Consider the following 14,358-nt stretch of genomic DNA (forward strand, 5'->3'; position numbering starts at 1 on the left):
GTCCGACGCTTCGTGCCGGTGCGATGGCCATGGTTATCGGGATTTCCGCCCTGCGAATGTGATCCCTGTCATCCGCGGATGACAGGCTTGGTTAAACATCCGAATTTTGCCCACACATGATAAAATGCCAGCACATCACGTAAAGTGCGGCTGGCCGCAGGAGTATGGAAATGACCGTTTCCTATCACGACATCGTACGCGCATCCGGCTTGCTTGAAGGCATCGTCAGCAAAACGCCATTGGTAAAATCGCAAACACTTTCAAATATTTGCGAGGCCGAAGTTCACCTGAAACTTGAAAACCTGCAATATACGGCCTCCTTCAAGGAACGCGGCGCTTATATCAAACTGGCCAGCCTGACGCCTGAAGAACGCGCGAAGGGTGTCATTGCCGTATCGGCCGGAAACCATGCGCAAGGTGTTGCCTATAACGCCAAACGACTTGGCATTCCGGCAACCATTGTCATGCCGAAAAACACACCCTTTACCAAAGTCCGTCACACCCGTTCACACGGGGCGGAAGTTGTCCTTGAAGGCAGTGTTTTCGCCGAAAGCCTTGAAGCCGCATCGAAAATTCAGAAAGAACGCGGCCTGACCTTTGTGCATCCGTTTGATGATCCGCATATCATTGCCGGTCAGGGGACTGTCGGGCTTGAAATCCTTAATGATGGGGCGGACATCGACACCATTATCGTCCCCATTGGCGGCGGCGGTCTTGCGGCCGGTATTGTTACGGCCATCAAGGCCCGACGCCCGGATATCGAGGTGATTGGTGTCGAGACCAAGCTTTATCCTTCGATGTATGAAGGCATCAAAGGCCTGCCGCTTTCGGGCGGTGGTGTGACGATTGCCGAAGGCATTGCGGTCAAGCAACCGGGTGGCCTGACCCTCGAAATCTGCAAGGAAAAGCTTGATGATGTGCTGCTGGTCGAGGAAAGCTCTATCGAGCGTGCCATCCAGATGCTGATCGAGATCGAGAAGACGGTTGTCGAGGGTGCGGGTGCGGCCCCTCTTGCGGCTCTACTTGACCATCATGACCGTTTCAAGGGCAAGAAGGTCTGCATGATTGTCAGTGGCGGCAACATCGATACACGCCTTCTGGCACAGGTTCTGATGCGTGGTATGGCGCGCGAAGGCCGCCTTGTGCGTGTGCGTATCGAAATTCCCGATGTTCCGGGCGCACTTGCAACCATCAGCGCGCTGATCGGCGACGCCGAAGCCAACATCATCGAAGTGTATCACCAGCGTCACTTCTATGATGTGCCGGCAAAGCAGACCGACGTCGACATGGTGCTGGAAGTCAGAGACACCTCGCACGCGGAACAGGTGATTACAAAACTGACCGGTGCCGGATTTGGCAGCCGCCTTCTGGGCAACACATCGCTCGACTGAAATTACAAGGGCCAGCGACAATGCCGTTGGCCCTTTGCTCATTTGCCAAGGGAGCGATAACGGCCACCATAATAAAGCAGAGGATCACCGGTATTCCCCAGCGAGATATCCTGCACATGCCCCACAATGATGCTGTGATCTCCGCCATCGTGAATTGCATGTCGTTTGCAGGAAAATGTCGCAAGATTACCGATCAGCTTTGGCACACCATGGCAATCATCTTCGAAAACAAGGTCTTCCCAACGGTCGTGAACCGGTGATGAAAACAGGTCAGACAGGTCACGTTGATCCCGATTAAGGATATTGATGCAAAAACGGTCACACTCACCTGCAAACAATGAATGTGTGGCCGCGCGCTGGTCTACTGAAAAAAGTACCAGAGCCGGATCGAGCGACACCGACGCAAACGAATTGATCGTAATGCCTGCTTTTGCGCCATTATTCGCCCGTGCCGTAACAACCGCAACACCGGTTGCGAATTGTCCCAGACAGTCCCGAAAATCGCGCGATGAAAATGACATATTGAAGAATGCTCTTGCTGATAAAACCTATTGGACATGCCCTGCGTACAGGATCAGGGAAAATGGCGGGAAAAACTTGTGCTGTCAAACCCCACGCGTCAGCGTTTTAAACGCTATATTAATAAGATTAAAAGTTAATATGAATCATATAAATACAAGCGCTGCGACCCTGAAACTCCGGCTTACCGGAAGGCTGTCCATAATGAGGAATTTACGGTTGCGGCGTATTTTGGGGTTAATGGGGACTGCATAATGTTTCTGATTATCGGTTACGTCATAGTACTTGGCTCGGTACTTGGCGGGTATTTACCACACGGGTCATTTAGCATTCTCGTTCAACCTCTTGAAGTTCTGATTATTTTCGGGGCTGCGTTTGGTGCCTTTCTGACAGCCAATCCGCTAAGCGTTGTCAAACGATCCTTCAGCTATACCCTGCGTGCCATGAAAGGCCCCAAGAAGAAAGCTTCCTATCTTGAGCTTTTGACCTGCCTTTATGCTGTTTTTCGTCTCGCCAAATCAAAGGGCGATCTGGCGCTTGAAAGCCATGTGGAAAACCCCGAAAGCTCAAGCCTTTTCGCAAACTTTCCCGGCGTCACCAAAGACCATCACGCCCTTGAGTTCATGTGTGATTATCTTCGGTTGCTGACCCTTGGCACCACCAATGCGTACGAACTCGAAGCCGTGATAGATCAGGAACTGGAAACCCATCACGAGGAAGAACACGCGGTTTCCGATGCGGTTCAAACAGTTGGCGACGGTCTTCCCGCGCTGGGTATTGTCGCGGCCGTTCTGGGGGTTATTGTCACCATGAGCTCCGTGACGGAACCGCCTGAAATTCTGGGCGGCCTGATTGCGGCAGCACTGGTCGGGACATTCCTTGGTATTCTTGGCGCTTATGGTTTTGTCGCGCCGACGGCATCCATCATCAAGAAAACCGTTGATGCCGACGCGAAATACTACAGCTGTATAAAGGCGGCACTTATCGGACACATGCAGGGTTATGCGCCGCAGGTTTCGGTAGAATTTGCACGAAAAACCCTGCCACATGATCTTCGGCCAAGCTTCAAGGAACTTGACGAAGCTTTGCAAAATGCACCAACCGCTTGATTTTTGAATAATCCATTTCCGGTTTAGAGAAAAACGCGACGCATGCCTGATATCGTTATAAAGAAAATCAAGAAAGGCGGTCACGGCCACCATGGTGGTGCATGGAAGGTTGCGTATGCCGACTTTGTGACAGCAATGATGGCGTTCTTCCTGCTGCTTTGGCTGCTTAGCAGTGCCACTGAAGAACAGCTACAGGGCGTGTCGAACTATTTCACCCCGGAAACGATTTCTCAAAGCGAGTCCGGTTCCGGCGGCATTCTGGGTGGCCAAAGCCTTGCAGAACAAGGTGCCTTACGCTCTGAAACGGGCGCGCCGACGGTCAGCATTGATATTCCCCCGGTGAAAACACCGGAAGAAATGGCCGAGCAACGTCTTGCCGAACAGGAAGACAAGGAATTCAAGGAAGCGGAAGAAGAACTTCGCAAGGCGCTTGAAAGTTCACCTGATTTGCAGGAACTTGCCAAGAATATCCGGATCGAAGAAACCGACGAAGGTCTTCGCATTCAGATTTTGGATGAAGACGGCACCGCAATGTTCCCAAGCGGTAGTGCCGTCATGGCCGACCACACCAAACTTCTGCTGTCAAAGGTTGTCGAAGCTATCCAGGGTATGCCGCAGGATATTTCGATTGAAGGCCATACCGATGCCGTGCCCTTCTCGACAGTCACTGGTTACAGCAACTGGGAACTGTCCTCGGACCGCGCCCTGGCAACCCGCCGGGAACTTGAAACGCAGGGCCTTGCATCCGGCCGCTTCGCCAAAGTTGCCGGCCTTGCCGATACGGACCCGCTGCTTCCCGAAACGCCGGAAAACGAACGCAACAGACGCATCAGCATCACGCTTCTGCGCGGAACCGGTGAACGCCCGGCCGTTGATGGCGAAACCTCCGCCCCTGCGCAGTCTGGCACCCCATCCACCGAACAGGGATCAGGACAAGAATCGGGCAATTCAGCGCCTTCAAACCGGCGCCCCAGCTTCTCTGTCCCTTCAAACCGCTAGGGAATTTTATGGCGAGCTCAGACAATCGTCGGGTTCGCCCTTTAAACCGTCATGATTCATACCTAATCTCATATTATCAGAAGAACCTCTGAAGCCGGGGCAAAACGGTAAATGACAGTCAATCAAAGGCGACTGACACAGCATTACTTCATGACCGCTCCCATGCCATGCCCCTATCTGCCTGGCAGGTTCGAGCGTAAGCTGGTGACAGAACTGCGCGGTCCCGAAGCAAATAACGTTCATGATCTGCTGTCTCGCGCCGGTTTCCGCCGCAGCCATTCTATTGCCTATTTGCCTGCCTGCAGCGAATGTGACGCGTGTGTTCCCGTCCGGGTACGTTCCGAAGATTTCCGCACGACCAGATCGTTTCGTCGTATCGCGGCAAAAAACAATGATCTGATCCGGGCCGTCTCGCCATCCGTCGCCACACAGGAACAGTTTCAGCTTTTCAGTCAGTATCAGGACGCCCGTCACGGCAATGGCGATATGGCGCGGATGGATGCCCGCGACTATCGGGCCATGATCGAAGACAGCACTGTCGACACCTCCATTTTTGAATATCGGCGCCAGAATGGCAGCCTGATCGCGGTTGCACTGGTCGATAACCTCTCTGATGGCCTGTCTGCCGTATACAGCTTCTTTGATCCCTCCGAACAGCGCCGCGGACTTGGAACCTTTATCATTCTTGATCTGATAAAAGAGTCCCAAACCCTTGGTTTACCCCATGTTTATCTTGGTTACTGGATCGGAGAGTGCCGAAAGATGTCCTACAAGATGCGCTTTCAGCCTCTGGAAGGTTTTCGGGGCGGAAACTGGGTTAGCCTTCCGGCCAGTGACGGTATTGACGGTTGATCTTTGGCTCGCGATACCCCGCCGCAACTACTAGACCAAAGTAGTAGTTCCCCCATCGATCCCCGGTTGCCACATTCTACAGACGCATATAAGCTTTGCTCCAAAGCCGCATGACGGCTTTGAGGCAATAAATCATGAGCTTGCATCTTTGGGAGGCTGTAATCTATGAAACGTCGCCAATTTCTTTCCGGCGCTGCGGTAGCCGGTGCGACCGCGGCGGTCGCGTCTACCTTTGCCAAACCGGCAATCGCACAGGAAGTCCGTGAGTGGCGCATGGTCACGACCTGGCCAAAAAACTTCCCGGGTTTGGGGACCGGGGCGAACCTTTTGGCTGAATATATAAACAAGGCATCAAACGGCCGCATGAAGGTGACCGTTTTTGGCGCGGGCGAAATCGTTCCCGCCTTTGAAGCCATTGATGCTGTCGGTAATGGTACCGTCGAAATGGGCCATGGCGCGCCTTATTACTGGAAGGGTAAAGTCGATGCCACCCAGTATATCGCAGCGATGCCATTCGGACTGAACGCTCAGGAACAGAACGCATGGTTCCAGTGGGGCGGCGGTCAGGAACTTGCGGACAAAGTCTATTCCGAACTGAACTGCAAATTCTTCCCGTCCGGCAATACCGGCACCCAGATGGGCGGCTGGTTCAACAAGGAAATGAATACGATTGATGACTATAAAGGTCTGAAAATGCGTATTCCGGGCCTTGGCGGTGAAGTCGTCAAAGCTGCGGGAGGTAACGTTGTGAACCTTCCGGGTGGCGAAATTCCGCCTGCCCTTCAGTCCGGTGCAATTGATGCGACCGAATGGGTTGGTCCGTATAACGACCTGGCGTTTGGTCTCTATAAATCAGCCAAGTTTTATTACTATCCGGGCTGGCATGAACCGGCGACCGTTCTGGACAACTTCATCAACCTTGATGCGTGGAATGCCCTTCCCGACGATCTCAAGGCAATCGTCGAGCAGGCCAACCGTGCTGTGAACCAGATGGTTCTGTCGGAATTCACCGCGCGGAACAATCAGGCGCTCCAGACCCTGCGCGACAAACACAATGTCGATGTTCGCCCGTTCTCGGACGACATTCTGACCAATCTTGGCGCATTGTCGGGCACGGTTCTGCGTGACCTCGTTGCATCAAATCCGCTGTCGCAGGAAGTGTTCGAAAGCCTGATCGCGTTCCGTACCCAGTCGATTGGCTGGTCGAAATTCTCGGAATCGGCTTTTGCCCAGGCACGTATCCTGCCGTTCAAATACTAAGTTTTCAGATATAGAAACCGAAAAGGGTCGGCATTTGCCGACCCTTTTTGCATGACAGGTTTTGGCGGGCCTGCGGTTACTTGAACAGCAAGTCCGGAAGCCATGTCGCCAGTGCCGGGAACGCCGCAACAAGCCCCAAGCCCAGGACCTGGATCAGGACAAACGGGACAATCCCGCGATAAATGTCCCAGGTCTTGATTGCCGCTGGGGCCACCCCGCGCAGATAGAACAGCGCAAAGCCGAACGGCGGCGTCAGGAAGCTGGTCTGCAGGTTGATGGCAATCATCACACCAAGCCAGACCGGATCGATATCCATCTTGAGCAGGATCGGGCCAACGATTGGCACAACCACAAACACGATTTCAATGAAATCAAGGAAGAAGCCCATGACAAACATCAGCAGCATGACGACCAGCATGGCGCTGAAAACACCGCCAGGAAGGTTATGCAGCAGTTCTTCGACCAGATGATCCCCGCCAAGGCCACGGAAGACCAGCGAGAACACCGATGCGCCCAGCAGGATCACGAAGACCATGGCACTGATCTGAACCGTCTGGCGTGTCACATGGCGCAACACGTCCCATGACAGGCGTTTATAGAACGCCGCCAGAATGACCGCACCAACACCGCCAAATGCGGCGGACTCAGTCGGTGTTGCAATACCTGTAAGGATCGAGCCCAGCACGGCAACGATCAGCAACCCCGGAGGCATCAGCGCGCGCAGAACTTCACCCCAAAGGCCATCCGGCCGTTTGTCGGTCACCAGCGGCGGTGCCGATTTGGGGTCAATAAAGGCCTGAATGATGATCCAGCAGATATAAAGCCCGACCAGAAGCATGCCGGGAATGAATGCACCGGCAAACAGGTCGATAACCGAAACCGGCTCCGGGGCCCAATTGCCCAGCGAACGTTGTGCTTCGGCGTAAGCGCCTTGCAGGATATCACCGAGCAAAACCAGCACGATCGACGGCGGTATGATCTGCCCCAATGTGCCGGATGCACAGATTACCCCGGTCGAAAGACGCGGACTGTATCCGGCCTTTTGCATCGCCGGAAGGCTGAGAAGCCCCATGGTTACAACGGTTGCCCCAACGATACCGGTCGAAGCCGCCAGCAGCATCCCGACCAGCACAACCGAAATGCCAAGCCCCGCCCGCATGGTGCCAAACAGAAGCCCCATGGTCGTCAGCAGCTTTTCGGCAATCCGGGCACGTTCAAGCATGACGCCCATGAAAACGAAAAGCGGGATCGCGACATAAAGCTCGTTGGTCATCACACCGAAATAGCGTGACGGCAACGACCCCAGAAGCGGCATGTCAAACACGCCCATCGAATTACCGATCAGCGCAAAGACAAGCCCCGTTCCTGCCAGGGAAAACGCAACCGGGAAACCGAGAAGAAGAACGCCGCAGGCTACTGCGAACATTACAAGGCTAAGAATTTCCCCCGACATCAAACGCCCTCGTGCTCTTCTTCTTTGATTTCAAATTCTTTATGCCCGGTCAGCACGAGAATGCTGCGCGCGGCGAGTGACAGCCCCTGCAAAGCAATCAACACGCAGAAAACGAGAATAACCGATTTATAAAGGAACAGCCCCGGCAAGCCGCCGGTTTCATGTGACCCTTCAAGACGAAGCCAGCTGGTCATCACATAGGGGTAACTATAGATATAGACCATAATGATCACCGGCAGCAGCAGCAGCAGGGAACCAAAGAGATCAACCCATGCCTTGTAGCGCGCCGAAGCCGGACGATAGAAGACGTCCACTCGCACATGACCGCCATGTAGCAGCGTGTAACCGGCACCGACCATAAAGACGATACCATGCAGCCACATATAGCTTTCCTGCATCGAAACCCAGCCAATGGAAAAACCGTACCGTAATGTCGCGACCAGGAATGTGATCACGACCATCGGGATTACCAGCCAGGCCACGCCACGTCCGATCCAGTCATTCAGACCGTCAACGAAACGGACGAAACTCCCTAGAAAATTCACGTTTTCACTCCCACGCCCTTTTGGAACTCACAGGGAAATTGCGGGCTCCCTGCCAATCAGGATGCGAAGTTACATATTTACGCCTTAAAACGCTATATATTTTGCCCGTTTCCCGCCTTGTTCAGCATCCTGAATAAAATCAAACCGCGTTTTCACCCGTGATTGACAAATTTCGCCCGGAAACGAGAAAAGGGATAAGAACATCCCTGCCCTTATCCCTTTGGAATCTCATCCATTCTGCGAAGGATGCGTTATTCGAACCTGTTTGACCGCGGGAACCCGGTTGGCGGCATACGCCCGGCACCGGCGCGCTTGCCAATCCATTCTGCAAGCTCGGTAACGGTACGTGTACGGCCCTCGCTGCCGCCCATGGTCCAGCTCAGTCCTTCTTCAAGATTGAACAGGACCAAATCAGCCATGCCACCCTGACGGTATTTCTGCAGGATAACACCGCGCCCGCGGGTCATTTCAGGGACTTCGGAAACCGGATAGATCAGAAGTTTACGGTTTTCGCCCAGAACAGCGACATGATCCTTGTCGACCGAAAGGCAGATTTTGGCCTCTTCATCCTTGCCAAGGTTCAAAATCTGCTTGCCGTTCTTGGTCTGGGCAACCACGTCGGCCTCTGCCACCTGGAAGCCGCGGCCGGCCGAGCTTGCAACAAGCAGGTTCCGGCCCGGCTTATGGATGACCATTGCGACAATGTCATGTTCCTGTGGCAGATCAATTGTCAGCCGGATCGGCTCACCATGGCCACGCCCGCCCGGAAGCTTGTCACATGACATCGTGTAACAACGGCCTTCGGTGCTCATGATCAGAAGCTTGTCAGTGGTGAAGGCTTTAAGGGCAAAGCGCCCCTCGTCACCATCCTTGAACTTCAGATCACTCGTATCGGCGGTATGCCCTTTAAGGGCTCTGATCCACCCCATTTTCGAACAGATCACCATGATCGGCTCACGCTCGATCAAGGCTTCAAGGGGCACTTCGATTTCTTCCGGCGCATCACCGATTTCGGTACGACGCTTGCCAAGGGCTGTCTTCTTGCCGAATTTCTCGCGCATTTCCTCGACTTCGTCGCGGATTTTTTCCCAACGCAGCGTTTCGCTGGCAAGAAGCGCTTCGAGGCCTTCTTTCTCTTCGGTCAGTTTGGCATGCTCGTTTTTGATTTCCATCTCTTCGAGCTTGCGCAACGACCGCAGACGCATATTAAGGATCGCATCCGCCTGAACTTCGGTGAGATTGAAGGTCGTCATCAAGGAAACCTTCGGCTCATCCTCGAACCGAATGATCCGGATCACCTCGTCCAGGTTCAGATAGGCAACAAGATAACCATCAAGAACTTCAAGGCGATGATTGATCTTGGCCAGTCGATGGTTGGAACGACGGATAAGAACATCCTGCCGATGCGCCAGAAACGCACGCAGCACTTCGCGCAGGTTCATCACGCGCGGCGTATTGTCCCCGTCCAGCACGTTCATGTTCAGACCAAACCGGATTTCCAGTTCGGTATTCTTGAACAACATTTCCATCAGATGTTCCGGCTCGACAGCACGGGTGCGCGGTTCGAACACCAGACGGATCAGGTCGGTCGACTCATCACGGACATCGGCCAGAAGCGGAAGCTTTTTCAGCACCATAAGGTCTGCAATACGTTCGACCAGTTTGGCTTTCTGAACCTGATAGGGAATTTCGGTCACAACGACCTGGAACAGTCCATGACTGAGCTTCTCGACTTCCCATCTGGCGCGCAGACGGAATGAACCGCGCCCGGTGGCATAGGCCTCAAGAATGTTTTCGCGCGGCTCAACCAGAACCCCACCGGTCGGGAAGTCCGGACCCGGCACACAGCGCACGAGTTCCGCAATCGAGGTATCAGGATTATCGATCAGCTTGATCAGGCCGGCACATAGTTCGCCAGCATTGTGCGGCGGAATGTTGGTTGCCATACCAACCGCAATACCGGCCGCACCATTGGCCAGCAGGTTCGGAAACGCTGCCGGCATGACAATCGGTTCGTGATCCTCGCCGTCATATGTCGGGCGGAAATCAACCGCATCTTCGTCAAGGCCATTCATCAGTGCCGCGGCAACGGCTGTCATGCGGGCCTCGGTATAACGCATTGCCGCTGCGTTATCGCCGTCAATGTTGCCAAAGTTCCCCTGCCCGTCGACCAGCGGATAACGGACGGCAAAATCCTGTGCCAAACGCACAAGCGCATCATAGACAGACTGATCACCATGCGGGTGATATTTACCGATCACGTCACCGACAACACGGGCGCATTTCTTGAACCCCTGCGCCGGATCAAGTTTTAGCTGGCGCATGGCATACAGCAGACGCCGATGCACGGGTTTCAGACCATCGCGTACATCGGGAAGAGAACGCGACATGATCGTCGACATGGCATAAGCGAGATAACGTTCGCTCAACGCGTCGGCAAGGCGCGTTTCCCTGATTTGGCCGGCATTGGCCGGATCGGAAGTCTTGGTGCTCATGAACGATTTTTCTTGTTGTTTGGCAGGTTGCAATCAATTCGGCAATTCAGTCCGGTGTCCGGCGCTCAATCACCATTTTGGCAACATACTACGGTGGGTACGGTTATGGTCAACACAAGTCCGCATCAAAGTACGGTATTTATTTTTCATCGGCGTCTACTGCGCGCCAGATATGGCTCACCAGCCGGTCGCGCGCGGCAACGGGCTTCACACCCTTTGCCTCAAAAATATCGCGATGAATGAAAAATCCGGTCAGTTTGATCCCTTGGCGAAACTGTTCATTCAATCCCTGATCGCGGCTGCTTTGTGCGGCCCTGCCTGCGGCAAGGAATGCCGGTAACGGCAACAGGCGATCACGATATGCCGTTCCTGCGGCCTCGGAAACAGCCCGACCGCTTTTGGGGGATACAAAGCAGAGGTCATCGGCAACATCTGTTGCTGCACAACGATCAAGGCTGAGCCCATAGCCAAGCTCGTCAAGCAACCCGACTTCCCATCGGATGTAAGACGCCAGCCATTGCTCCGTCTTAAGGGCGGAAAGCAGTGCAACCGTCCCCTGATACAATGTGGTGTGCGCTTCGCGTTCGGGCAATGTGACTTCCAGCATCGCACAGGCCGAACTCAACGCCATCAAGGGCCCGGGGGATAGCAGCAAATCGGCAACATGCGCGCCCGTCAGTTCGCAACGGAACTGCCCCAGATGTTCTGATAATCTGGCAGACCATCCGACACGAACTTCATTCCCCGGCTCCAGCGTACCGCGCATTGATTTGCTGGTGGCACCGCGCACCATGCCTGCATATCGACCATAGTCGCGCGTCAGCACCGACAAACGGACCGAGTTCTCACCGAGCTTGCGCGTGGAAAGGACGATCGCATCATCACGCCAGTCCATCCTGCACCTCTAGAAAAAACCGCGCGGCACGATCAGACGGGTAACAAGGAAGAAAAGCCCGACAAGGCTGGATGCAAGACAGATGAACGCAACAATAAAAACAATACGTTTCAATGTGTTGCTGCTTGAAACGTGATCAATTGCATCATTAATCGGGTCATTTTCGTGCCTGGTCATTACGACGGTCCATTTCCATTCAAACGCCAAAGCAACCCAAGAACGAAGGTGGCAATAGCCGCCAACAACGCCAGCAGATTAACCGGGCGCGAAAGGAATGATTTGTCGCGCTCGATATTTTTACCATCATGCCGGTAACGAAACGGTCGCCGGGCGACACGTGCAACGATCATCGCGGCAACGGCGCCAACGACGATCAACACTATTCCCCATAAAGATCCGTTTTCCATATCCAAACCTGCAGGCAGGGCAAATGTGCGCGAAACTTACGCGCCATGTATCAAGCGTTGGGATCAAGTCCCCACATCGCAAAGCGATTGGGATCATCGCCCCAATTTTCGCGCACCTTGACGAACAGGAACAGATGAACCCGACGTTCGAAAATCGCTTCAAGTTCCTTTCTGGCATCACTGCCAAGGGCCTTGATACGCTTACCACCCTTGCCAAGGATGATGGCTTTCTGGCCTTCGCGCTCGACGAAAATCGTCTGCTCCAGCTTGACGGAACCATCCTTGCGTTCTTCCCACAATTCGGTTTCGACCGTTGCGGAATACGGCAATTCCTGCTGCAGCTGATAGTAAAGTTTTTCGCGCGTTATTTCTGCCGCCAGCAACCGCAACGGCATATCCGAAACGTCGTCTTCGGGGAACATCCACGGACCATCGGGCATCTTGGCCGCAAGGAAATTCACCAGATCCTGCGTACCAGAACCCTTTTTGGCCGAAATCATGAAGACATCGGTGAAAACTTCCTCGGCAAAGAATTCCTGCGACAGACGCAGCAGCTTTTCCTTGTCGGCCACCTTATCGACTTTGTTCATCGCCAGAATGGCTTTGCGATTCTGGGATTTGAGCTGATCAATGATCGCGCGCACCTCGTCGGTGATCCCTGCCCCGGCATCAATCACCAGAACAACAAGATCGGCATCATCCGCACCGTTCCAGGCGGCTTTGACCATTGCACGGTCCAGACGGCGCTTCGGCGCAAAGATGCCCGGCGTGTCGATAAACACCAGCTGCGCGTCATCGGTCATGACAATGCCGCGCACGCGCGTGCGTGTTGTTTGCACCTTGGGCGAAACGATGGATACTTTTGTGCCAACAAGCTGATTGAGCAATGTCGATTTTCCGGCGTTTGGCGCCCCGACAAGTGCGACAAAGCCGCAACGCTGCTGATAAGGTAATCTGTCTTCGTTCACCGGAGTGGGAACCTCATTCATGGTTCAGTGTATCCAACATCAATTGAGCAGCCAGTTGTTCTGCCTCGCGTTTCGATTTGCCCTCGGCCTTTACACTTTCACCGTCTCCGGTGCTCAGTTCAATGGTAAAGACAGGTGCATGCGCGGGGCCCTGACGACCGACCATTTCATATTTTGGCAATGGCTTGCCACGTCCCTGCAAAAGTTCCTGCAATCGGGTTTTTGCATCTTGCGGCGGCTTGGGCGCTTCATCGAGAAGCGGCAGCCAAAGCCGTTCGATAAATTCTCTTGCCGGTTCCAGACCACCGTCAAGATAGAGTGCGGCAATCACCGCCTCCATGCAATCAGATAAAATGGCGGGATTGGTATCCGCACCGGCGGCACGTTCGCCTTTTGCCATCTGGATATGGCTGCCAAGGCCGATCTGCTGTGCCAGTCTGGCAAGCGTTTCACGACGCACCAGCGCGACAAAACGCTTGGCCATCGCGCCTTCGCGCTCGCGCCCGAAACGCGTATAAAGCATTTCGGCAACAACCAGCCCCAGAACCCTGTCGCCCAGAAACTCCAGCCGTTCATTGCCGCCGCTTAACGCATCCTTGCCTTTTGCGGCACTGCGATGCGTCAACGCAACCCGAAGCAAATCGGGTTGCGCAAACTCGTGATCAATCTCGGCAATCAATGGCACCGTTTCGGCCATCAGTTGACCCCCTGGAACAGCCGGTCAAACCGGATGCTGCCCAAGTCATAGATCGGCTGTGAACTGTCTTTGGAATAGAACAGGAATTCAGCACGTCCCACGAGGTTTTCGATCGGGACAAACCGGAAGCGCGACGGGAAGGCCCGGCTATCGGCCGAATTGTCGCGGTTATCGCCCATCATGAAGAAATGCCCTTCGGGGACGGTAAACGGTTCGGTGTTATCGCTTGGCCCCTGATCGCCAAAGATCTCGAGGATACGATGAACCTTACCATTCGGAAGTGTTTCGATATATTGCGGAACGGCAATCGCCTGCCCGCTGCCATCGGTCAGGATATAGTCTTCGATCCGGTCACGTTCTACCGTCTGGCCATTAATCAGCAAACGGCCATTGGTGACCTGAACCGTATCGCCCGGCAGGCCGATCACGCGTTTGATATAATCCTGCGACGGATCAGCAGGCAGTTTGAAAACCACCACATCGCCGCGTTCCGGTTCGGACGACATGATGCGACCGGGAATCAGCGGCACGCTGAACGGCAGGCTGTGCTTTGAATATCCATAGGAAAATTTCGACACAAACAAATAGTCACCAACCAGCAAGGTCGGGATCATCGAACCGGATGGAATATTAAACGGTTCGAAGGCGAATGTCCGAACCAGAAGCGCGATCACAATGGCCCAGAAAACGGTTTTGAAGGTGTCCAGAAGTCCACCCGTTTTCTTCTTTTGCACTAGCTTTTCCATTCAGTATTTAAACCAATCACTT

General features: G+C 54.0%; 15 protein-coding genes. 5 read left to right on the forward strand and 10 right to left on the reverse strand.

What is annotated here, in order from left to right:
- Nucleotides 1-170: 170 nt before the first annotated feature.
- Nucleotides 171-1,391 carry a threonine ammonia-lyase gene (locus tag IT971_RS10745; RefSeq protein ID WP_196871226.1) on the forward strand — a complete coding sequence of 407 codons (1,221 nt, stop codon included), beginning with the start codon at nucleotides 171-173 and terminating at the stop codon, nucleotides 1,389-1,391.
- 38 nt (nucleotides 1,392-1,429) lie between these two features.
- Here IT971_RS10745 and IT971_RS10750 read toward each other — a convergent pair whose 3' ends face one another.
- A complete protein-coding gene (locus IT971_RS10750; RefSeq protein ID WP_063091949.1) occupies nucleotides 1,430-1,912 on the reverse strand; it encodes a flavin reductase family protein in 483 nt (160 codons plus the stop codon).
- 252 nt (nucleotides 1,913-2,164) lie between these two features.
- Between IT971_RS10750 and motA the strand changes: the two genes are divergently transcribed.
- From motA to IT971_RS10770, 4 genes are all read left to right on the forward strand, one after another.
- The gene (motA, locus tag IT971_RS10755; RefSeq protein ID WP_007089504.1) at nucleotides 2,165-3,019 is read left to right on the forward strand and encodes a flagellar motor stator protein MotA; all 855 of its coding nucleotides are present in this window, start codon (nucleotides 2,165-2,167) and stop codon (nucleotides 3,017-3,019) included.
- A 42-nt stretch (nucleotides 3,020-3,061) separates the two neighbouring features.
- Nucleotides 3,062-4,018, forward strand: coding sequence for a flagellar motor protein MotB (locus IT971_RS10760; RefSeq protein ID WP_063091948.1), 957 nt, complete (start codon nucleotides 3,062-3,064; stop codon nucleotides 4,016-4,018).
- A gap of 111 nt (nucleotides 4,019-4,129) precedes the next feature.
- Nucleotides 4,130-4,870 carry an arginyltransferase gene (locus IT971_RS10765; protein ID WP_063091947.1) on the forward strand — a complete coding sequence of 247 codons (741 nt, stop codon included), beginning with the start codon at nucleotides 4,130-4,132 and terminating at the stop codon, nucleotides 4,868-4,870.
- A 165-nt stretch (nucleotides 4,871-5,035) separates the two neighbouring features.
- Nucleotides 5,036-6,130 (forward strand): TRAP transporter substrate-binding protein, encoded by a 1,095-nt coding sequence (locus IT971_RS10770; RefSeq protein WP_037991225.1) that lies wholly within the window; start codon nucleotides 5,036-5,038, stop codon nucleotides 6,128-6,130.
- Nucleotides 6,131-6,206: 76 nt separating this feature from the next.
- Here the strand turns inward: IT971_RS10770 and IT971_RS10775 are convergent, their stop codons facing one another.
- From IT971_RS10775 to lepB, 9 genes are all read right to left on the reverse strand, one after another.
- Nucleotides 6,207-7,583 (reverse strand): TRAP transporter large permease subunit, encoded by a 1,377-nt coding sequence (locus tag IT971_RS10775; protein WP_063091946.1) that lies wholly within the window; start codon nucleotides 7,581-7,583, stop codon nucleotides 6,207-6,209.
- The gene (locus tag IT971_RS10780; protein ID WP_037991226.1) at nucleotides 7,583-8,128 is read right to left on the reverse strand and encodes a TRAP transporter small permease subunit; all 546 of its coding nucleotides are present in this window, start codon (nucleotides 8,126-8,128) and stop codon (nucleotides 7,583-7,585) included. Before IT971_RS10780 ends, IT971_RS10775 begins: the two co-directional genes overlap by 1 nt.
- 251 nt (nucleotides 8,129-8,379) lie before the next feature.
- Complete coding sequence (parC, locus tag IT971_RS10785; RefSeq protein ID WP_063091945.1) at nucleotides 8,380-10,623, reverse strand: DNA topoisomerase IV subunit A; 2,244 nt, start codon at nucleotides 10,621-10,623, stop codon at nucleotides 8,380-8,382.
- Between the two features lie 139 nt (nucleotides 10,624-10,762).
- The gene (gene recO, locus IT971_RS10790) at nucleotides 10,763-11,518 is read right to left on the reverse strand and encodes a DNA repair protein RecO (RefSeq protein WP_007089497.1); all 756 of its coding nucleotides are present in this window, start codon (nucleotides 11,516-11,518) and stop codon (nucleotides 10,763-10,765) included.
- 9 nt (nucleotides 11,519-11,527) lie between these two features.
- Nucleotides 11,528-11,695: a hypothetical protein gene (locus IT971_RS10795; RefSeq protein WP_156487976.1), complete on the reverse strand. Its 168-nt coding sequence runs from the start codon at nucleotides 11,693-11,695 to the stop codon at nucleotides 11,528-11,530.
- On the reverse strand, nucleotides 11,695-11,898 hold the full coding sequence (locus IT971_RS10800; protein ID WP_007089496.1) for a hypothetical protein: 204 nt from the start codon (nucleotides 11,896-11,898) through the stop codon (nucleotides 11,695-11,697). The genes IT971_RS10795 and IT971_RS10800 overlap by 1 nt, the downstream gene beginning before the upstream one ends.
- Before the next feature lie 77 nt (nucleotides 11,899-11,975).
- Nucleotides 11,976-12,914 carry a GTPase Era gene (era, locus tag IT971_RS10805; RefSeq protein ID WP_007089495.1) on the reverse strand — a complete coding sequence of 313 codons (939 nt, stop codon included), beginning with the start codon at nucleotides 12,912-12,914 and terminating at the stop codon, nucleotides 11,976-11,978.
- Nucleotides 12,907-13,590, reverse strand: a complete 684-nt coding sequence (gene rnc / locus IT971_RS10810) for a ribonuclease III (protein WP_007089494.1) — start codon at nucleotides 13,588-13,590, stop codon at nucleotides 12,907-12,909. Before rnc ends, era begins: the two co-directional genes overlap by 8 nt.
- Nucleotides 13,590-14,324 carry a signal peptidase I gene (lepB, locus tag IT971_RS10815; RefSeq protein ID WP_007089493.1) on the reverse strand — a complete coding sequence of 245 codons (735 nt, stop codon included), beginning with the start codon at nucleotides 14,322-14,324 and terminating at the stop codon, nucleotides 13,590-13,592. The genes rnc and lepB overlap by 1 nt, the downstream gene beginning before the upstream one ends.
- Nucleotides 14,325-14,358: the final 34 nt, after the last annotated feature.

Source organism: Thalassospira sp. B30-1 (genome assembly GCF_015767575.1).
GTDB classification, from domain to species: Bacteria; Pseudomonadota; Alphaproteobacteria; order Rhodospirillales; family Thalassospiraceae; genus Thalassospira; species Thalassospira xiamenensis.